The sequence below is a fragment of the Acetobacter conturbans genome (assembly GCF_011516755.1).
GTDB lineage: Bacteria > Pseudomonadota > Alphaproteobacteria > Acetobacterales > Acetobacteraceae > Acetobacter > Acetobacter conturbans.
On sequence record NZ_WOSY01000008.1, the window covers coordinates 63,821 to 84,419 of the forward strand.

19 protein-coding genes are annotated in these 20,599 nt (G+C 57.8%); 10 read left to right on the forward strand and 9 right to left on the reverse strand.

The window, feature by feature from the left end; translation table 11 throughout:
• The first annotated feature begins 239 nt into the window (after positions 1–239).
• Positions 240–770: a septal ring lytic transglycosylase RlpA family protein gene (locus GOB81_RS09750; protein WP_408736918.1), complete on the forward strand. Its 531-nt coding sequence runs from the start codon at positions 240–242 to the stop codon at positions 768–770.
• A 93-nt stretch (positions 771–863) separates the two neighbouring features.
• Here the strand turns inward: GOB81_RS09750 and GOB81_RS09755 are convergent, their stop codons facing one another.
• Positions 864–1,832 (reverse strand): YihY/virulence factor BrkB family protein, encoded by a 969-nt coding sequence (locus GOB81_RS09755; protein WP_173570231.1) that lies wholly within the window; start codon positions 1,830–1,832, stop codon positions 864–866.
• A gap of 443 nt (positions 1,833–2,275) precedes the next feature.
• Here GOB81_RS09755 and GOB81_RS09760 point away from each other — a divergent pair, with 443 nt between their 5' ends.
• From GOB81_RS09760 to GOB81_RS09770, 3 genes are read left to right on the forward strand one after another with little or no spacing between them, the layout of a single operon-like run.
• Entirely contained in the window at positions 2,276–3,406 is a 1,131-nt protein-coding gene (locus GOB81_RS09760; protein ID WP_173570232.1) for a type III PLP-dependent enzyme, read from the forward strand.
• A gap of 57 nt (positions 3,407–3,463) precedes the next feature.
• On the forward strand, positions 3,464–3,994 hold the full coding sequence (gene moaB / locus GOB81_RS09765) for a molybdenum cofactor biosynthesis protein B (RefSeq protein ID WP_173570233.1): 531 nt from the start codon (positions 3,464–3,466) through the stop codon (positions 3,992–3,994).
• A gap of 10 nt (positions 3,995–4,004) precedes the next feature.
• A complete protein-coding gene (locus GOB81_RS09770) occupies positions 4,005–4,583 on the forward strand; it encodes a DJ-1/PfpI family protein (RefSeq protein ID WP_173570234.1) in 579 nt (192 codons plus the stop codon).
• A gap of 138 nt (positions 4,584–4,721) precedes the next feature.
• Here the strand turns inward: GOB81_RS09770 and GOB81_RS09775 are convergent, their stop codons facing one another.
• The 8 genes from GOB81_RS09775 to GOB81_RS09810 form a co-directional block, all read right to left on the reverse strand.
• Entirely contained in the window at positions 4,722–5,420 is a 699-nt protein-coding gene (locus GOB81_RS09775; protein ID WP_173570235.1) for an SIMPL domain-containing protein, read from the reverse strand.
• On the reverse strand, positions 5,417–5,821 hold the full coding sequence (locus GOB81_RS09780) for a hypothetical protein (RefSeq protein ID WP_173570236.1): 405 nt from the start codon (positions 5,819–5,821) through the stop codon (positions 5,417–5,419). The genes GOB81_RS09775 and GOB81_RS09780 overlap by 4 nt, the downstream gene beginning before the upstream one ends.
• Positions 5,818–7,359 (reverse strand): sensor histidine kinase, encoded by a 1,542-nt coding sequence (locus tag GOB81_RS09785; protein ID WP_173570237.1) that lies wholly within the window; start codon positions 7,357–7,359, stop codon positions 5,818–5,820. The genes GOB81_RS09780 and GOB81_RS09785 overlap by 4 nt, the downstream gene beginning before the upstream one ends.
• An 83-nt stretch (positions 7,360–7,442) precedes the next feature.
• Entirely contained in the window at positions 7,443–8,123 is a 681-nt protein-coding gene (locus GOB81_RS09790; protein ID WP_173570238.1) for a winged helix-turn-helix domain-containing protein, read from the reverse strand.
• A 206-nt stretch (positions 8,124–8,329) separates the two neighbouring features.
• The gene (locus tag GOB81_RS09795) at positions 8,330–9,079 is read right to left on the reverse strand and encodes an arginyltransferase (protein WP_173570239.1); all 750 of its coding nucleotides are present in this window, start codon (positions 9,077–9,079) and stop codon (positions 8,330–8,332) included.
• Positions 9,080–9,239: 160 nt separating this feature from the next.
• A complete protein-coding gene (locus GOB81_RS09800) occupies positions 9,240–10,178 on the reverse strand; it encodes a hypothetical protein (protein ID WP_173570240.1) in 939 nt (312 codons plus the stop codon).
• A gap of 254 nt (positions 10,179–10,432) precedes the next feature.
• Positions 10,433–11,425, reverse strand: a complete 993-nt coding sequence (gene hemB / locus GOB81_RS09805; RefSeq protein ID WP_173570241.1) for a porphobilinogen synthase — start codon at positions 11,423–11,425, stop codon at positions 10,433–10,435.
• 913 nt (positions 11,426–12,338) lie between these two features.
• Positions 12,339–14,918 carry a GMC oxidoreductase gene (locus GOB81_RS09810; protein WP_198912109.1) on the reverse strand — a complete coding sequence of 860 codons (2,580 nt, stop codon included), beginning with the start codon at positions 14,916–14,918 and terminating at the stop codon, positions 12,339–12,341.
• Between the two features lie 1,649 nt (positions 14,919–16,567).
• Between GOB81_RS09810 and GOB81_RS09815 the strand changes: the two genes are divergently transcribed.
• From GOB81_RS09815 to GOB81_RS09840, 6 genes are read left to right on the forward strand one after another with little or no spacing between them, the layout of a single operon-like run.
• Positions 16,568–17,797 (forward strand): amine dehydrogenase large subunit, encoded by a 1,230-nt coding sequence (locus GOB81_RS09815; RefSeq protein WP_173570243.1) that lies wholly within the window; start codon positions 16,568–16,570, stop codon positions 17,795–17,797.
• Positions 17,794–18,342: a MauE/DoxX family redox-associated membrane protein gene (locus GOB81_RS09820; RefSeq protein ID WP_242010172.1), complete on the forward strand. Its 549-nt coding sequence runs from the start codon at positions 17,794–17,796 to the stop codon at positions 18,340–18,342. The genes GOB81_RS09815 and GOB81_RS09820 overlap by 4 nt, the downstream gene beginning before the upstream one ends.
• The gene (locus GOB81_RS09825) at positions 18,339–18,944 is read left to right on the forward strand and encodes a thioredoxin domain-containing protein (RefSeq protein WP_173570244.1); all 606 of its coding nucleotides are present in this window, start codon (positions 18,339–18,341) and stop codon (positions 18,942–18,944) included. The genes GOB81_RS09820 and GOB81_RS09825 overlap by 4 nt, the downstream gene beginning before the upstream one ends.
• Positions 18,931–19,491 carry a methylamine dehydrogenase (amicyanin) small subunit gene (gene mauA, locus GOB81_RS09830; RefSeq protein WP_173570245.1) on the forward strand — a complete coding sequence of 187 codons (561 nt, stop codon included), beginning with the start codon at positions 18,931–18,933 and terminating at the stop codon, positions 19,489–19,491. The genes GOB81_RS09825 and mauA overlap by 14 nt, the downstream gene beginning before the upstream one ends.
• A gap of 32 nt (positions 19,492–19,523) precedes the next feature.
• On the forward strand, positions 19,524–20,000 hold the full coding sequence (locus GOB81_RS09835) for a c-type cytochrome (protein ID WP_408736922.1): 477 nt from the start codon (positions 19,524–19,526) through the stop codon (positions 19,998–20,000).
• On the forward strand, positions 19,978–20,511 hold the full coding sequence (locus tag GOB81_RS09840) for a c-type cytochrome (RefSeq protein ID WP_242010173.1): 534 nt from the start codon (positions 19,978–19,980) through the stop codon (positions 20,509–20,511). The genes GOB81_RS09835 and GOB81_RS09840 overlap by 23 nt, the downstream gene beginning before the upstream one ends.
• Positions 20,512–20,599: the final 88 nt, after the last annotated feature.

The window sequence follows — 20,599 nt, forward strand, 5'->3', positions numbered from 1 at the left end:
GGGCTTGCCGTGTGCAGTAAAGGACGATGATTTCCATGATCAGAACAGAAAAATGCCGTTTTCATGTTTCATGAAGAAAGAAAAAGTGAGCTTGCTAGTCTGATATAAAATTATACGGAATATTCAGAGGATAGAGGTCTAATTTACACCAGTAGGGGAGGTCGGGCTCTGCATGAGCTTGTTTTTTGCCTCCCTGTCAGTTCTATTGAGGTGTCGTCCACAAAGGGTGAGGTGAACGGGTGATTTTTCTGCGTGGCAAAAAAAGTTCCGGATTTCTGGCTGTTCTGACGCTGCTGTATGCGAGTAGTGGCATGTCGGCCAGAGCTGCAAGCCCGCAGAAGGCATCGCTTCTTGCTGATGCCGCTTCTCCCCCGACTTCGTGGGCCTCATCGGTTCGCGCCGCGCTCTCCCGCCGAAGTGCCGAAGTCGCTTCGGCTGGCCATCAAATTCAGCACGGAATGGCTAGTTGGTATGGTGGTCGATTCGCGAAGCGCAGGACATCTAACGGCGAGCGCTTCGACCCCGTGCAGCTGACTGCCGCCCATCCTTCAGCGCCTCTCGGCTCCAAGCTTCTGGTTCGGTCGGAAGAGAGCGGCAAAGCCATTGTCGTAACGGTCAATGACCGTGGTCCGTTCGCACGCGGCCGTATCATTGACCTCTCTCATGCTGCTGCTCAGGAACTGGGGATGCTGAGCAAAGGCGTGGCACATGTGACAGTCAGGCCTCTGACGAATGAAGAGGCAGTTGAAGTTGCGCAGGCTCCTGAATAAGAAAGCCTGCCGAATAGCTCCAACTATATTTTAGGGGCTGCTGGAAGTGGTCGATGGAATGGCGTCGTAACTATCGCCATTCCTTTTTAGCATTCAGATACGTAGAATTTTCCTGTCAATTGATTGTGCCCGCGCTTCCAGTTCCGCGTTGAATTCAGCGCCGAGAAGAACCACCCAGGCACTTACGAAAAACCACATCATGATGGCGACGAAAGCCCCAAGAGGTCCGTATGTCGAGCCATAGCTGGCGATGTTGGCCACATAGTAAGAAAATCCGGACGCAGCGAAGAGCCAGATGAACGTCGCGGCAATCGCTCCGGGTGCGACCCAGCGCCATTTTGCATGGTGGCCGCTTGGTCCCACGCGATACAGGATCATATAGGCCAGAATCATGAGGGTCGCCATGATGGCGAGGCCCGCCAGCCGGACACCGAGTTCAATAGAACCGGGAGGCGGGTCTACGCGCAGGATCACGGGCAGCAGATTGAACAGGATCGGGATGGCGACCATGATGGCAACCCCGACGCACACCTCCAGAATGGCTGAGAGAGTCAACGTGATCGCCAGCGCCTGGAAGGACAGAAAATTGCGTGTCTCCGTCGTGCCGTAGGCGATGTTCAGGGCCGAAAGGATCGACTTGATCCCGGCAGATGCAGACCAGAGGGCAATGGTGGTGGAAATGAGGAGGTTAAGGGTCAGCGAACTATGAGGGACCGAGACCAGTTCATGGATTCTGTCCTCAATGATGACGAAGGCGGCCGGCGGAATTAGCTGCCGCAGCGATTCAAGCTGGGTCGCCACGCTCTGGACGTCAAAGACGAGGCCATAGACCGAAATCAGGGTGCTGATAGCCGGAAAGAGAGCCAGCGTCGCATAGAAGGCGCAACCAGCCGCGACCAGAGTCGTGGGGCCGGACACAATGGCCGAAACGGTTGATTTGCAAACCGCTTTCCAGTCCGCTTTCGTCAGGCTTCTCGGTGAGGGCAGCACGTACTTACCTTCCAGCGGTGAGGAGGCCGTTTGTGCCGCGTCGCCGGGCGCCTCGGACAGAGTGGAACTCATAGGGTCTGCTACACCTTTCAAGCTGTGCGTCTTGATAAAGCCCGGAGCAATACGTTTGGTTCCAATGCCGGGAATGGAGCGCGTCTCATCATGTGCGCGGCTTATCGGAGAGGGACGAAGCCTGAAGCTGGTCCGAATGTTCGCGCGGAACATTTCCGTTAAAGTGAATCAAAGTTACATTGTCTTTAAAGGCGTAATGAACATTTTTGCCAGTTTTTTTAAAAGCAAAAATTTCTGTTGCATTCGACGGAAAATACCTTCATACGCCCTCTCCTACGCAGCAACGCACGTGCCACTGGCCCACTGAGGTTACGCAACGACGTCAAGCGTTCTGGCAACTGGGATCCCTCGGGATTCAGTCTTGGTCGCTGGTCCGTTAGACCGTTTCGCAACACAGCCTGCCATGGATCCTAAATCTGGCAGGCCAGCAAGGGATATGTGCGATGACACCCAAAATATCGCAATTTCTCGCGGAAAATAAACCCGCAACACCCTGTCTCGTCGTCGATGTCGATGAGGTGGAAAACCGTTATCGCGCCCTTCAGGTCGCGCTCCCGCTGGCCCGCATCTATTACGCTGTAAAAGCTAATCCGGCGCGCCAGATCCTCGATCGCCTCGTATCCCTCGGCTCCAGCTTTGACGCGGCGTCATGGGAAGAAATCGAGATCTGCCTCGACGCAGGCGCGGATGCCGATGACATTTCCTTCGGTAATACCGTCAAGAAGGTCAGCGCCATCCGTGCCGCTTATGAAGCCGGTGTGCGCCTGTTTGTCTTCGATTGCGCCGAAGAACTGGAGAAACTGGCCCGTCATGCGCCGGGTTCGAAGGTCTATTGCCGCCTTCTGGTCGACAATTACGGTGCCGAATGGCCGCTGTCCCGCAAGTTCGGGACGACGGTCGAGAGCGCCCGCGAACTGATGCTGCGCGCCCGTGATCTCGGTCTCGATCCCTATGGCCTGTCTTTCCATGTCGGCAGCCAGCAGGTGGAAACCGAAAGCTACGAGATGGCCATCAGCCGCGTGGCCGGACTGGTGACGGATCTTTCCGAAGCCGGACTCGACCTGCGTATGGTCAATCTCGGTGGCGGATTTCCCATCCGTTACCGCGAGGACGTGCCGCACATCGACAATTTCGGTGAAGCGATTTCAACGGCCATGAAGAAGCATTTCGGCAATGCCCTGCCGGAAATGCTGGTGGAACCGGGTCGTTTCATCGCCGGAGCCGCTGGTGTGGTCTCTGCCGAGGTCGTGTTGGTCAGCCAGCGTGGCCGTGAAGGTGGTCCGCGTTGGGTCTATCTCGATATCGGACGTTTCGGTGGACTGGCCGAGACGGAAGGCGAGGCGATCCGTTACGCCATCCGCACGCCACGGGACGGGGGTGCAACCGGACCGGTCGCGCTGGCCGGGCCGACTTGTGACGGTGCGGACATCCTGTACGAAAAGACCCATTACGAACTGCCGCTCTCGCTCGAGTCCGGTGATCGTGTGGAGCTACTCGGCACGGGTGCCTATGTCTCGACCTATTGCGCGACCCGCTTCAACGGGTTCGCACCGCTGGCCGAACATTATATCTGACCGGGAAGGCGGGGCTTTTGTTGACGCCCCGCCTTCCCCCGGGGATATGCTGTGCGCATGACGCGCATTGATACATCAAGACCCTTTCTGCCTGTTCGGATCGCCGTGATGACGGTGTCCGATACACGCACAACTGAAACCGATACCTCCGGGCAGGCGCTCGTGGAGCGGATTCAAAAAGCGGGTCACGAACTCGCCGCCCGTGCCATCGAGCCGGACGATGCCGGCCGCATAGCCGCCCGGCTTGAGGCATGGATTGCCGATCCTGAAATCGACGTGGTGATCACCAGCGGCGGCACCGGCGTGACGGGACGGGACGTGACGCCTGAAGCCTTCGAGCGTGTTCTTGAAAAACGCATCGAAGGATTCGGGGAACTGTTCCGGATGCTCTCCTACCAAAAGATAGGCACCTCCACGATCCAGTCCCGTGCGCTGGCAGGCGTGGCGAAGGGCACCTACCTTTTTGCTCTTCCCGGCTCAACCGGCGCCGTGAAGGATGGCTGGGACGATATTCTGGTGTTCCAGCTCGATAACCGGCATTTGCCCTGCAACTTCGTGGAACTCATGCCGCGCCTGAACGAGAAATAAGGAGACCGACATGGCTGACGAAATCAAGCTGCTGATGCTGGCTGGTGACTACGTCGAGGATTATGAGATCATGGTGCCGTATCAGGCGCTGACCATGGTGGGCTACACGGTCGATGTCGTCTCTCCGGGGAAGAAGAAGGGCGATAAGGTCATCACCGCCATCCACGATTTCGAGGGTGGTCAGACCTATAGCGAAAAGCCGGGGCATTATTTCGCCCTGACTGCCGATTTCGATACGATCGCGCTTGACGACTATATCGGTCTTGTCGTGCCGGGCGGACGTATGCCGGAATATCTGCGGCTTGACCCGAAAGTCCTCGCGCTGGTGAAGGCATTTTCCGATCGCCCGATTGCCTGCATCTGTCACGGTATCCAGATCCTGACAGCCGCCGGGATGGTCAAGGGCCGTAAGGTCTCGGCTTATCCGGCCTGCCGCCCGGAAGTCGAACTGGCGGGCGGCACCTATGTTGATATTCCGGTGACGGAAGCCGTGACGGACGACCAGCTTGTGACGGCTCCGGCGTGGCCCGCTCATCCCGCGTGGCTTTCTCAGTTCCTCAAGGTCCTGGGGGCCAGCGTTTCACCCTGATCGTTCGCAGCGACCGGGATTACAATCTGTCCGAGGAGGAAGAGGGGACGATTTTCCTCCTCGGCGGGTTCCTGTTTTTTCATCAGGATCTAGGCATCGCTGTTTGGCGGACATGATTTCGCCATCACGGATGGGTGATCAGTTTTTCAGCAGCACCGTTGCTTGAACTGTGGCGGACACGGTCTGGTCGTCAGGGCGCATCGTCGGTGCCGCGATAGCGACCCGTGCCATCATGGCCATCGGCCGCATCAGCATCGGTTCATTGACTGAAAGAGTGGCGATTGAGGCCACTTTCATCCCGAGATCGCTAGCGATGGCGTCCGCACGGTCTTTCATGTCTTTGACCGCGGACTGTTCGGCCTGTCTCTGAAGCTGTTTCTGGTGCTCAGGAGAGAGCGACCACTCAACGCCTTCCAGCAAGAGTCCGTTTGCCTGGAGTTTGCCGACAAGCTCGAGCAGAGCACCGGCATCTTTTGCCTTCACCTGAATTGTCTGGCGTGCCGTCCATGACGGGGCCTTGTTGTCAGACCTGTTTTCCGAAACCTGATAGGATTCACTTTGCACACTGATACCGGCGATTTTTTCGGCTGTGGTAATGGTCTGATGCGCGAGTGTGTTGGTTCTGGCCTGCGCGTCCACAGCTTTCGCCGCTTCATTCTGGGCAAGAAGAGTGGCGGTCGTCATATCGGGCGCAGCGTCAACCGAGCCTGAACCGCTGATGGTCAGTCGTGTCGTGCCTGCCTCGGTATCCTGCCCGGCAGCCAGAGCCGGGCCAGCCAGAATGGCCGCCAGACAGAAGGTCGTGGCGGTGGCAAAAAGTGATTTTCTGCGAATCATTTACGAATATTCCTGCCTTTAAGGATAGCAAGTGCTTCCCGCAACCGGGTTACGCCGACGCGAACATAACCCTCGGCGCAAAGACGCTGTCCCTCATGGCGAAGCGTCATCACTGTTGATGTGGCTTCTTTCTCGTGTTCGTCAATCGACCGCATCAGGCGAACACAATAGGCCCGGCTGTCGGACGTGACATCCAGTCCGTATTCCGGACCGGAGGAGCCCTCCCCGGAGCCGGTTTCCCGCATGACGGCGGCCGTTTGCGCCACAGGCTGCGAAAATTCGTGTGTCGGCTCCTGAGCGAACAACGCGCCCGGCGAAAGGCTTCCTGCCCGTGCTGCTGCGGCGCCACACAGACAAACCAGCATAACAGGGGCGGCAATCACAAAAACGGCTCGTTTCATGATTGTATCTCTAGCAGGGGGCGCCTGTCTGGCGGGTGGGAAGTCTGTGAATCCTCCGTCATATCTGGAACCTGTTTTTTGCCGTTTTCTTCGGGAAGGGGCAGGCGCATCTGAACGGAAAGTCCCGGGTCCTGCAGCACGAAGCGAAGGGAGCCACCGTGCAACTGGACGATGGCCTGCACCAGCGAAAGGCCCAGTCCTGATCCGGGCGTGTTGCGCGCTGCGTTCGCTCGGAAAAAGCGTTCGGACGCACGCTCCATGTCAGCCGGGCTCATGCCGATTCCCTGATCGCTGACATCGACCGTGACCACACGCCCCGACGATCTGTCATCGGAGCCGAAATCGAACCCTGTTGCGATAGAGAGTGTGATCGTTCCGTTTGGCGGTGAAAACTTGATGGCGTTGTCGATCAGATTTGACACAGCCTGCTGGATCATCGAGCGGTCACCGTGAAACTCGACATGGTCCGGCGCTCGCAGCACAAGACGTATGCCCTGATCATCGGCCAGTGGCTCGTAAAGCTCCGCGATATCCTGAAGCACGGGAATGAGATCGAAGGTCGCAAAAGCGGAGCGCCGCGATCCCGCCTCGATCTGGGCAATGCGGAGGAGAGCCTCAAATACGGCCGTGATGTTGTCGAGATCCGCAACACCCTCTTCAATAGCCGAGCGTAGGGTATTTTCGTCCTTCGCATGCAGAGCCGCATATTCAAGCTGGGCACGGGCACGGGTGATCGGCGTCCGCAGATCATGCGCGATGGCGTTCGAAACCTGCTTTACGCCATCCATCAGCCGCGTGATGCGCTCCAGCATCTCGTTGATGGCTTCAGCCACCTCGTCCAGTTCATCGCCCCGCCCCGATACCGGCATCCGGCGATCCATGTCGCCATGCGCGATGGCTGAAGTCGTGCGGGCAATGGAAGAGATCATACGCCGGAACATGCTGCGGACAAGGAACGCCCCGATAAGCGTGAGGACCGTGATGACCCCCCAAGCCCAGAAAAGCGTATCGGTAAGCAGATGGCGGAGAGTGGAGCGTCCACGGACATCCCGCCCGACCAGAAGCCTGTATCCCTTGGGGAGATCGAAGGCTTGCACCTCCGCAATACCACGCACGCCTGCACGGCGGATGGTGAGCTGATACCAGACATTGCTCATGGCCACGGCTTCCGGCCAGGAAGGCAGATTGCCCGCTATGCGCTCGGCATGCTGATCCACGAGGAGATAAAGGGCGTCGTCATCGACATTGTCTTCGAGGCGATCTTCGATCGTGATCGCAAGCGCCGAAAGGCCGCCATCCGCCCACCGCTCGGAGAGGGATCGCGCGTCAGCGGCGACGGAGGCCTCGACCTGCCGCTGAAGCAGGCTCGCCGTGCCCCACCAGATGACTGACAGAAACAGTCCCGCGGAAACCCAGAACAGAATGGCGTAACCCAGCGCGAAGCGGACACCCGCAGAGCGCAGGCCACCCACCTGATTACGCAGGGAGCGCAGGGAAAAGCGGAGAAAATGACTGCGCCGGGAAGAGGACTGCTCCATTGCGTGCTTCAACCCCAACAGCCTGCTGACGGCAGAGGGAAAGAAGACGCACGGGTACAGTGGCACCTCATCCCGAATTCGCCTCAGTCAGCCCGTAGCATGTAGCCGGCATTCCGCACGGTATGGATCAGCGGCTGCTCGAACGGCTTGTCAACTTTCTGGCGCAGGCGCGAGACGTGCACGTCGATCACATTGGTCTGTGGGTCGAAGTGATAATCCCACACGCCTTCCAGCAGCATGGTCCGGGTCACGACCTGCCCGGCATGGCGCATCAGGAACTCAAGAAGACGGAACTCACGCGGCTGAAGATCGATCTTCTGTCCTTCCCGCTTCACGGTGCGGGACAGCAGATCCATCTCCAGATCCTTCACTTCCAGTTTGGTCTGAGGCGCGGCTTCATTGCGTCCGCGCCGCCCCAACGCCTCGACCCGGGCCAGAAGTTCCGAGAAAGCGAAGGGTTTTGTGAGATAATCATCTCCTCCCGCCTTCAGCCCCGCGACACGGTCATCCACATCCGCGAGGGCCGACAGGATGATTACCGGCGTCGCATTGGTCTGGGCGCGGAGCGTTTCCAGAATCCGCAGCCCGTCGATGCCGCCGGGCAGCATACGATCAAGGATGATGACGTCGAATTTTTCGCTGACCGCAAGGAATAGGCCGTCCTTGCCATTGTCGGCCTGCTCGACAAGGTGCCCCGTTTCCATCAGGCCCTTGACGACGAAGCCGCGGACTGTCGGGTCATCCTCAACGAGAAGTATGCGCATTATAATCATGTCTCCGGAACTGCGATGGGTCGCATACGGGTTCTGACGTGTGAGACTAGAGAGGGATGCCTGACCTGTCACGGGACCGGATCGGGAGGTTCCTGAAGATGCTGCAGTTTTCGCAGAATCTTCACGCATCATGAGATGTTATTCATGAACCGGTTAGGCGCGCTTCATGAACAGAGCGCCACGAACACGTCGTGCGTTTACTGCGGGTCGGTCTCTTGCGGCAGATCCTGTGTTTCGAGATCGCGCCATGCGCCACGGGACAGGATTTCCGCCGGACGAAAATTCGTTTTGTAGGCCATCTTGCGACTCTGGGCGATCCAGTAGCCGAGATAGACATACTCAAGACGGCGCCGTCTGGCCTGCTCGATCAGCCACATGATCGAAAAACTGCCCAGCGAACGATTCACGACTGTGGGATCGTAAAAGCTGTAAACGGCTGACAGCCCGTCATTCAGCGCATCGACGAGGCTGACGATCATCAGCTCATTTTCCGGCGTGCGGAATTCCACGATGAACGTGTCGATGGGTGTATCCTCGACCATCGAGCGATAGTCGGAAAAATTCATCCCCGCCATGTCGCCGTCCGCATGACGCGCCGTCTGATACTGCCGGAACAGCACGAACTGTTCCGCAGTCGCCCTCGCAGGCACTTCGAACCCTTCCAGCGTGACGTTGGCTTTCAGGATGCGTTTCTGGGTGCGGGTGGGGATGAATCGCGTCACCGGAATACGAATGGGCACACAGGCATTGCAGCCATTGCAGACAGGGGCATAGGCGATGGCATGACTGCGGCGGAAACCTGCGCGCGACAGCCGGTCATGCAGTGTTTCCGCATTGGGGCCGGACAGGTCGGTGACGACCTTGCGTTCCAGTCGGTCCGGCAGATAGGGGCAGGGCTGGGGGGCGGTCGTATAGAAAAATTGCGGGTGACGGGACGAAAAAGTCATTGCGCTTTTGTCTCCCGTATCCTGTTACAAGGACGGGACCCGATCATCCCGCCTTCTGTTCTGAAGTGAACGCTCCCGGCATCCTGTTCCATAACGCCCGATAATGGCGAAAGGTCGCCCGCTCCGTCAATCGAAGAGCGTGTGAGGAGCGCCTCTTTCCTCAGAGTTGATAAGAAGCGCCAAGACGCAACTGAACACCATTGGACCAGGAGATGCCCCGGCTCGATTGGGAGTTGTTGAAGTAAAGGTTCCTATCTGATTGTGTTTCTTTTGCCCGACCATCATTCAGATAGGTATAGCTGACGCCCCTTGTCAGATGGATACGGTCCGTCATACGGTAATCCAGCCCGATATCCCCGCTCCACTGAGGGCGGGAAGCGCCCGCATAACGTCGTGGATTGTTGTAGAAATAACTGTGTGTGTCGAGAAACTGCGCCCAGCCTACGCGTCCGCGGATGACGAGACGTTCGGTGATGGCATAATCGGCGTGAAGTGCCAGCCCGACATATCCTTTGCCAAACGCTGTAAAAGTATTGGAGCCGCCTGCCGTGAAACCGCCCTGTATGGTCGGCGTGATGAGCAGGTGGTCGTCAAGGAGCAGGAAGCCCTTGCCGAATTCGCCCCTCACATTGATGTTCGACCTGTTCACACCGGTCTTACCGCGCTCCTGATCATTGTAGACTGCCCCGGAGTCATGCCAGTGTGTACTGTAATTGTCGTCGACCTCCCCGTCATCAAGACTGAAGGAGGCCGCTGCATAGACATGCTTAATGACAGCGGTCTCGAACATATACTGTCCGTCGACCCGAAAGCCGGGAGTCCAGCCGCTTACGTGGTTGCGCTCTGACCCGGAGGACTTGCTGTGCTCCTCCCAGTAAGGGGTGGTGTAGTTATAGCTGTCATTATGACCGCTGTTGCTCGTGAGGTCCTGGAAATTGCCGGTTACGGACAGGCCGATTTCCCGGTTGACGGCGATGACCGGGAGTGGCGCGGCTTTCGCTGGAGTGATGACCGCAGGCAGCAGGGTCGCCGCTGAGAGTAAGAATGCGGCCGCGCGCAGAAGGCGGGCTGCATGAAGGCGAAAGTTTTGCAAAGTCATCCGGGACACGGTCTCATGAGATTGAAGAGCGTGCTCCGTATCTCATATGTATCTTACGTGTTACATTCCGGATTGATCGCGGTGAGACGCGATATGTAGGAAAATGGCTGATAAAGGACATTTTTTGATCTTTTCTTGTCTCTGCTTTGTAACTGTATGTTGCTTTTTTTGTCGCGCAACAGCAACCGGAGACGGGCATTTCCCGTCAGGACGAAACCGGACCTGACGGGAAACAGCCCTTGAGAGGCAGTGCGTCAGCCCTTCAGGCGCTGGGCGGCTTCGATGGCGAAGTAGGTCAGAATACCGTTCGCGCCAGCACGCTTGAACGCCAGCAGGCTCTCCATCACCGCGCGCTCATGGTCCAGCCAGCCGTTCTGGATCGCCGCCATCAGCATCGCGTATTCGCCCGACACCTGATAGGCGAAGGTCGGGACCGCGAAACGGTCACGCACGCGACGGATGATGTCGAGATAGGGCATCCCCGGCTTGACCATGACCATGTCCGCACCTTCGAGCAGATCGCTCTCTACTTCGCGTAGGGCCTCGTCGGAGTTGGCCGGGTCCATCTGGTAGGTCTTCTTGTCGCCCTTCAGCATGCCGCCGGAACCGAGCGCATCGCGGAAAGGGCCGTAGAAGGCGCTGGCATATTTCGCGGCGTAGGACATGATCCGCGTGTCCACCAGACCATTTTCATCAAGATCGCGCCGGATCGCCTCGATACGCCCGTCCATCATGTCGGAGGGTGCGATAATATCGATGCCGGCAGCCGCCTGATTGGTCGCCTGCACCTTGAGAATATCGACGGATTCGTCATTGACGACGTAACCGTTCCGGATGATCCCGTCATGACCGTGATCCGTGTAGGGATCGAGCGCCACGTCGCCGATCAGTCCCATCCCGGGAAATTCTTTCTTGAGCAGGCGGGCAGCCCGGCACATCAGGTTGTCCGGGTTGAGAGCCTCCGACCCTTTCTCGTTGCGGACTTCTGTCGGCGTGATGGGAAACAGGGCGAGGGCAGGGATGTCCAGCTTCGCTGCCGTCTCGACATGAGCCGCCAGCCTGTCGAGCGTGACACGCTGGACGCCCGGCATGGAGCCCACGTCAGTGACGGCATTCGTGCCTTCCATGACGAAGATCGGCCAGATGAGGTCATCCACGGAAAGAATGTTCTCGGCCACAAGTCGGCGGGTGAAACGATCCTGCCGATTGCGGCGCAGGCGTGTCAGCGGAAAACGACCGACAGTCATGATAACTCCTTTGATCCGGTTGCGGTGTGCGCGTCGTGGACGGTCCGCAGCGGCATTGACGGCAGGTAGTCCACTCTCCCCGGAGGCTTTAGGCTCAGAGGCGGGATACCCGAAAATCGGCGGTGGCAGGCATGGCCTCCGTCACGGGATGTATGTTTCCCGCAAAACGTCGGGGACTATGCGCTCTGACTGCGAGTCTGCAAAATCAGCAATGATCCGGGGTGAGTGGCGGTTATCCGTTGTTACGGGCCTGTATCTCCCGCAGTGGTGTGTTTCTTAAGAAGTGTTCATATCTTGGGTGTGGAAAAAGAGCCGGCATTTAAGAGATCAGTGAGTTTTGTAGAACTCAAAATCGGGCTTGGGGATGAACGGTCAACCGGCTCACAAGGCGTTACTGGATGACAGCATGAAATCCTTCCCGAAACTGTAGGTATTTTGAAGTAAAGTCAGATGAAGTCAGGGAGTGTAATGTGAAATACATTAGAGTTAACGAATACCTATTTAACCAAATGACGTAGCTATGAGAATTTAGGGCATAACTACGTAATATTGTCGGTCAGCCTCGATTGGGGGGCTGCCTCGAGGATGCAGAGATTGTTAAACTAGTCGACCCATTCGAGAGTTATCCATTCAGCGGTCTAAAAGAATTGCCATGGGTTGTGTCTGCGGATCACCTTGGGTTTGAACAGACCGTTGGTGTTTGCGGCGAGCGGACTGTCGTCGTGCCCGACAGACATTTCGATCTCAGCTTCGACCTGACGTTCCATGTAACGAATGGCAACGTATTGGAGACCCTGTTCAAGGGATGCACCAACAGGCTTGCCTCTCGGGGACAAGCCTGTTGAGCGTCTGCTTCAGAGTATCGCGCACGAAGGCGGTATGCATCGTGCCCGGACCATCACACAAAATCTCATCACGACCGTGGCGCGTGCCGGAACCCCGTTCCCTGCAACTTGCTGTCGTCGAGGCGGAAGGCACCCATCGGCAGACGGCGGCTGAAGCCTTTGTTCGTCTTAAAACCCTTTAACAGGTCGAACAGGAACGGAATATAAGGTCCCGTCTTACGTCCGGCGTCGCGGTAGACCTGAGTAAAGGTCGGAGAGTCGCTATTGGCGATATTGTAGACTTCAATGCCTTTTGATGATGAGGCAGGAGAACTCATCAAATGGACAATGGCGCGCGCCACGTCATGGGGGGCAATGAAGTGGCTATTGCGGTACAGTGCAATAGCTTTCCTTCCGCGGCTCCAGTTGAGCGACTCTTCCAGAAACTTATCGCCGGCTGCCACCGCGATCCGATAGATGTCAACATGCAGATCGGACCGATACTTTGCCAGAACTGCTTCGCCCTCGATCTTGGATTTCGCATATTCACGCATGTAGGGTTCAGCAAAATACTGTGTGTGCAATGGCTGATCGAGGTCGATCAGCGGAGCATCCTCGCTCACGACCTTTGTCAGTGGGGAGCCGTAGACCACCATCGAACTGGCCTGCCCAAAATAACGCACGCCCTGACGCACGCAGGCTTGTGCCAGTCGATCGAGATTGGTGACATTGGCGACCATCATTTCGGACACGTCGTTGGTGGCGGCGGCGAGGTTGATCACCGCATCCGCACCCTGAACGAGAGCGTCGAACGCCGCGTCAGGCAGGTCGGGATCGGCAAAATCACACCGTACCCATTCGACACGATCATGTTGAGGAACCGTGTTGCGGAACTGACCGCGAATGCGCCAGCCAGCTTTGATCAGCACGTCAATCAGATTGCGGCCAAGATTGCCGGTAGCGCCGGTGATGACTGCAAGAGGCCGCGAAGAATCGGTATCCACCGGTTGTGCCAAACTACCTATCTTTTCCTCGAAAATTTCTCGCTTCAGGCGATCAGCCAAGCGTATGGCAAGCGCTGCGATCACCAATGTCGGATTTGCATGGCCGCTGGTCGGGAAGACCGAGGCGCCTGCAACCGACAGACCGCGCACGTTATGAACCGCCAGCTCAGCGTCGACCACGCTCGTCTCGGGGTCGAGACCCATACGGGTCGTCCCCGCTGTGTGCGCCATGTCGTGAATCAAGAGCGAGCGCCCGTCCGGGTCCGATAGCGCGGGATCAATGTGGAATCCCTTGATGCCGGCCTGCTCCAGATCGGCCGCGATTTTCCTGCCGAAAATCACGATATTCCGGCGCAGGCTATCAGGTAATTCCCATTCCACGTGGGCGCGACGGAGACCAAGATGGTCAGTTTGTTCAGAAAGCGTGATCCTGTTGCTGGCTTCGGGTGGCTGTTCGGCGATGACGCTCAGACCTACACTGGCGAGCTGTCGTCCGCGGCCGCCGCCGATAAATTCGCGTGCGACCATGTTGGCATTGAGGAAAACGACAATATCAGCGAGCAGGCGACGTAAACGCTCCGGAATGCGTTCATAGTTAAGGAACTTCTTTCCCATCGCCGAAGAAATGACGCCCACGTTACTCACGACGGTCGCCACGTCTTTTAATGGGGCCGCGCTTGTGCGCTTGGCCAGCCGCATGAGCGCGCGCAATGGATCATCGTGTGCGATTCCAACGGCCATAAAGGCCGCCATGTTGGGCATGTGATATTCGCGCTGCCGGTCGGGCTTAAGAGCCAGGCCGCAGGAATACATGAACGAACGGTAATGTTCGCGCAGTGGGTAGAAGCCCAAAACCTGCGCTGCCCGATCCATGTGTGCGCTATCAAAAGCGCCGAGCGAGACGCTGGGGTGATCGGTCAGGTAGCGCCCGACCGGACCGTGATCGGCGCCCGGCGAGAGCAGCAGCAGACGCGCGTTCTCAATGGCGCCAGCGGCCAGTACGACGCGACGGGCACGGATCGTCCCCACCGCGCGGCCACTCAGGGACGAGACGATTTTGACGCCTTCCACGGCCCCGTCAGTGATCACAATGGATGCCACGGTCGTATTGAGGAATACGGTGACGTTGGCGTGATGCTCTCGCCGGAAGTCCGGGCCAAAGCGCATGACGTCGGTCAGCGAGTGACGGGAGCGGGCGAACTGCCAGAAAAAGGCATCAAAATCGTGCAATGCCGCAATCTCGGACGGCTCTGTCAGGGCCGCCATGCGCCAGAATCCGCTCCCCTGAACCATTGGGCCCAAGTCAAGGTGGCGCGCTGCACGATCAAGGTAGGGTGCCAAGTCCGTGCCATCGATTGGCCAGCCAGAATTTGCGATCCAGGGGCGTTGCTCGAAATCGATGGGATCGAACGGTGCTACCTTGCCTGCCCAGCCAGCAGTCGAGCCGCCGAGCACGCGGCAACGCACACCGAATTTCTGTGTCTGCACCGTCCAGACGTTGAGTTGAGGCTCGTTCTGCTGCTTTCGCGCGGCCTGGATGTCCGGATTGTCCAGTATGCCCGAGGTTTCGACAGCATTGAGTGCCTCATGCTTTTCTGTCTCTTCGAACTCGCCGCTTTCGAGGACTGCGATACGAAGATTCTGCCCGGAAAGCTCGCGCGTCATGGTCAGGCCAGCAGCGCCGCCTCCGACAATGATGAGGTCGAAAGGGTCATTGACAGAACTGAGGTCTAATTCCGTCTCGATGTTGATGAAGTGTGACATCACTTGCTCCGGTCAGGATTGATTTGCGGACGGATATCCAGACATTTTTTTCGATCATCCTGGGTCCGCTATCTCCCACAGAGTCGCAATTTCATCCGGCTTACAGCTTGAATAAAAAGCCTAACATTCTCCGAAATTCAGCGTATAGAACTAGATGATAATGTAAATAAATGCCAGTGGAGGGATGCTGCTTTTGGCGTTCCGCCCGAAGTTCATTCGCATTCAAGACAGGCTCCCCCGGCTTTAAGTTGTACAAACAGACTGACGTGAGATCCATCTTGTGCTGCCAGAATGATGGATATGTCACGGTTTTGTTCCGGCTCGTTAAAGCTCAGTGATGGGTATAAAGGGAGAGCGACAAAGACTGAGTTCAAGCGTGAGGCGGTTTGTCTGGCGCTGAGCACTGGCCTTTCGCATGAGCGGCTTGGCGAAGGTCCAGGTGCGTGTTCGACGGCTGAAGGTGTGGACGCGTGATGCACAAGAGCAGGACGCATCGCCATCTTCTGATGCAGCGAGTGGGCTGTGTCATACTCTTGTGGGACGATGCGAAGCCCTATTGTGAGAGCCTCCGACTGCAGAAGGTTAGGGGGGGGGAAAGGGCCGACGCAGTTCTTCGCGCGACAAAAGCCGTGACATTCGCATTTATTGCCCGTTGTCAGCACTCTTGGCCGCATGAGCGTATCTGTCGCCTGTTTGGCGTCAGTGACTGTGGCTTCCGGGCCTGATGCAAACGTCTCGTCTTCTTCCGCAAAAGGCAGGACGAAGCTCTGCGGGTCCATATCCGTGTTGTTCAAAAGTTAAAGTTGCCAAATGCTATGGACGGCCACGCATGACAGAAGAACTCAGGATGATGGGGCGGCCTGTAGGGCATCGTTGCGTAGGCCCTCTGATCCGTGAAAACACCTTTCACTTGCTCGCAGGTGGTGATTCAGGGTGATCGCATGCAGCGCACCACCTTGGATAACGGGCAGTGCTGGCACGGCCACTCCTCTTGCTCTTGAACCGATCCTGCTCAAGCAGAATCTTATCACGACGGAAACCAACCGGAAATACGCTGCTGACATCACATATCTCTGGATGTCGAAGGTCTAGGTGTGTCTCGCTGCCGGCATTGATATGTTGTCGCGACGCATGTTCCACCCTGCGGTGGAAGAGCCCTCTTGGATCACGAAAAAATCCGAGACACGTCCACGCCGACACAGGCAGACAATCTGGCGATGATGGAGTTGCCATCACGACCGAAGCCATGTGGGGGCAGGATGCCTTGTGTCAAACGCTTGGTTTCATGAGTAGGATTTTGGCCGTCAGGGAACAGATCTGCATGTCCGCATCGCTATTTCCGGACCATGGCACGGCCTTCATCTCCTCTGCACGGGAGCATCGCATAAACCCTGTTTCTTCGGAAAAGTGGGGGTTAAACCACCATACTATTTCCGTAGCAGAGCCAGTTTGTTGGTAAAAAAACGAACCGGAAATGTATAAAAACGACAATTCAGCTTGCGGGAAGATGTCCGGGAGGTAATATCGGGGCCGTTGCGAAACCGATAGAAATGAGTCTCATGACGCTTCCGCATCTCTGTAATCCGAAAGGCCGTCGTACAGCCTTTCTCTGTTCGCTTCTGACCGGTGTTGCCCTTCTCGCGGCAACGGCGACAGCACGGGCGGACGAACCCATTCTGCAGACGGAACAAAGCGATGTCACCACGCTGGCTCCGTGGTCGCCGCACACGATTCTGGTCGTGGACGCAGTCTATCAGCATAATAAGGATGGCCGCGCCTATGTGATCGACGCCGATAAAGGGCGTCTGATGGGCATGGTGCAGGCCGCCTATAATGCGAATGTCACCCTCACGCCGGACGCGAGCCATTTCTATGTCGGTGAAACGACGTGGGAGCGTGGAAATCGCGGTGAGCGCAACGATCTGCTGGCCGAATATGACGCCAGAACGCTGAAGATCACGGCGGATGAAAAGCTGCCGTCCCGCGCTCTGGTCACGCCGAAGCGCAACGATCTTGCCATCAGTGCCGATGCGTCCCGCGTCTATGTCTATCAAATGAGCCCCGGCAGCGGTGTCGAAGTGGTCGATACCGCCACGCACAAGGTTACCCAGACGGTCGATGTGCCGGGTTGCGCCCTGATCTATCCGTGGGGCAACAGCGGCTTTTCATCGCTTTGCGCGGATGGCACGCTGGCCAATGTGAGCCTCGGGGCGGACGGAAAGCCGTCCATGACCCACAGCGCGCCTTTCTTCGAGCCGGATCACGACGGTATCTTCGAGCAGAGTCCTTCTGTGACGAAGGACGGTAAGGCGTGGTTCATCAGCTACACCGGCAAGGTCTATCCGACGACGCTGGGCGTCAATGCAACGGTCGAAAAGCCGTGGTCGCTGCAGGAAGGCGCCGGCATGAAAGCCGCACCTGATTCCGCCAAACCCTTCGAGGTGACGTGGCGTCCCGGTGGCTGGCAGATGTCCGCGCTGCACAAGAGCCGTCACGAGCTGTATGTCCTGATGCACAAGGGAACCTTCTGGACCCACAAGGACGCTGGTTCCGAAGTCTGGGTGTATGACACCGAGACCCACAAGCGTGTTCGTCGCATGGTTCTCCCGGTTGCAAGCCCGATGGTCGGCGTGACGCAGGATGACAACCCCCTGATGTTCGCGACTGACGAAGAGACTGGCGATTTCTTCATGCTTGATGCGAAGAGCGGCAAGCTCCTCCACAAGATGAAGGCTCTCGGTGGCGCGCTGATCTTCACGGTCGCGCCCGGTGAAGGATGAGTTCGTCATCATTCATGATGATGGACGGGCTTTCGGCTTTTTGCGCGGGTGGCGTGGGGGTGATGTTTCTCGTGGCCGGTCTGGCCAAACTGCGGGAACATGACCTCTTTCTAGGAACGCTGGCGTCATACCGGCTGCTGCCGTCATGGTCATTCGAGGCTGTGGCATGGGGGCTGGCTGTCGTCGAGGTTCTGACCGGCGCGCTGCTGCTCTCCGGGCTGGGACGTTCAGTGGGTGCCTTGCTTGCTGCACTCATGCTGGTGGTTTTCGCTTTGGCGATGGGCATCAACATGATGCGGGGGCACACGGAAATATCCTGTGGCTGCACGCCGGGGCAGAAAGGTGAGACGCTTTCCTGGGGGCTGGTTTTCCGGACACTGGGCTGCGCTCTTCCTGCTCTGCTTCCTGTCATTGCAGGCGGCCATGAAGCTCTTGCTTTGCAGTTGGAAGGAACCGGCTGCGGGATTGCTTTCTGGGTGCTGTGGCAGGCGCTGCATGCCCTGCCTTCCGGGAATGCGGCGGTCACGGCAGGAGAGCACGCATGACGCTGGCTCTCATTCTGTGGCAGATCGTGCTGACTCTTCTGATTCTCGGCGTTGCCGTAATGCTTTTGGCGCTGGCCCGGCAGATCGGCGTGCTGCACGAACGGATGGCACCGATCGGTCCGCAGGAAGCGCGGCCCGGCCTTGATGTGGGGCAGGTCGTCCCGCGTCTTGTCCTGCATACACTGGAGGATCGGCCGGTCGTGATCGGAGAGGCACTGCAGGCCGGACATCGCCAGATGCTGCTGTTCGTGGCTCCGGAATGTCCTGTCTGCAAGCGGGTGATTCCGATTGCCCGTGACGTGGCCACGGCCAGAGGTTTCGAGTTGCTGTTCGTGGGAGACGGTCCGGTCCCCGAACTGAAAGACATGGTCGCCAGTCGCCCTGAAATGCAGGGGATTCCACTTCTGACGGGAGTGGAACTCGGACTGGTCCTGCAGATCAACCGTCTGCCCGCACTGGTGCTGCTTGATGAGCGCGGCACCATCCGGGTCAAGGATATTGTGAATACACGGCGTCAGATCGAGGATTTGCTGGACACTGTTCCAGAGGCTCCCCGACCGGCACACGTGGAGACAGGAGTGATTTCTCATGCTGCCGTCTGACAACAAACAGGGTTCATTACTTGATCGCCTGACCGAATCCGTCGTGCGACGGATCGCTGGTCGCACCTCGCGGCGTGATGTGCTTACCAAACTGGGGGGCGCTGTCGCAGCAGTTCCCACTTTCATGCTGCTGCCGGTCAGCCGAGCCGGCGCCGCGACCGCGAAGCCGAAAGCGATGACGCCTTTCGGTGCCAAAGCGCAGGCGAAGGACGAGCTCGCCTGCGATTACTGGCGTTACTGCGCCATTGATGGAAATCTCTGCTCGGCCTGCGGTGGGGGCGTTCACACCTGCCCGCCGGGAACGGCTCCGTCGCCGACATCATGGATCGGCAGCTGCTACAATCCGCAGGATGGCGCTTCCTACATGATCGCCTATCGTGATTGCTGTGGTCAGGATTCCTGTAACGAAGTGACCTGCCTCAACACCGATGGCGACCAGCCCACCTACCGTCCGATGGCGAACAACGACATCATCTGGTGTTTCGGAACCGGAACGTCTGAGATGTATAACTGTTCGACCGCTGCCGTAGTCGGCAAGGCATCGTAAGATATTGGGAACGACAATAAATCATGATCAAAATGACGAAGAAAACCTTCCTCCCGGCAATGGCGGCTTGTGCTGTCGCTGCAGGCGTCGCCCTGTCAGGCAGCGCGCAGGCAGCTGACGGCCAGCAGCTCTACAACGCGAACTGCAGCCTCTGCCATCAGGTTAGCGGCGCTGGCGTCGTTGGGCAGTTTCCTCCCCTGAAGGGCCGTATCGCCGCCATTGCTTCCACGCCTGAAGGCAAGACGTATGTGATGCACGTCCTGCTGAATGGCCTGTCGGGAATGGTCAAGGCCGGTGGCAATACCTACATGGGTTACATGCCGTCTTTCGGGGCGCAGACCGATGATAATATCGCCGCAATCCTGACCTATGTCGCGTCCCTGAGCGATGTGAAGCCGGCGCCGGCCTTCACGGCAGACGACGTGAAGAGCGCCCGTGGCGCGATGCTGGCCCCCGCCGCCATTCTCGACGAGCGGAACAAGCTGAATGCTGCCCATCCTGTTCCGTAATAAGGATGACAAGAGGCTGCATTCGGTTCTTGGCGTTATAGGCTCTCTGCTCATGGCGCTCGGAGTTGCGGCGAGCGGATCTGTCTCAGGGCAGGCCCGCGCCGCAGATGCCGTTCCGAACGCTACCGTTCTGGATCACCCGCGTGTTGGCTATCTCTCCCATTGCGGTGGGTGTCACGGCATTGAAGGCTATTCGGGCAACACATTCGTTCCGACCCTGCGCAATGCCGTAGGCGCCTTTGCCTGTACCGATGAGGGACGGGAGTATCTGATCCGGGTGCCGGGGGTGTCGATGTCCCTGATCCGGGACGATCAGGAACTCGCGGACATCATGAATTTCGTCATGCTGCAACTGGCGGGCACGAGCCTGCCGAAGGGTTTCCACCCTTATACGGCAGTTGAAATCCATGAATGGCGTCAGCATCCGTTGTCCGTACCGGATTTCATGACACATCGCGGGCAGGTGCTGGAGCGGTCTCTGGCCGCATGCGCGCGGGCAACTGACAAATAACGATCATTAGGAAAGCGGCGGCTTTTTCCACTACCACACATTACAGGCACCGGAACCGCCATCCTGCTCCGGTCCTGAAACAAGGAAT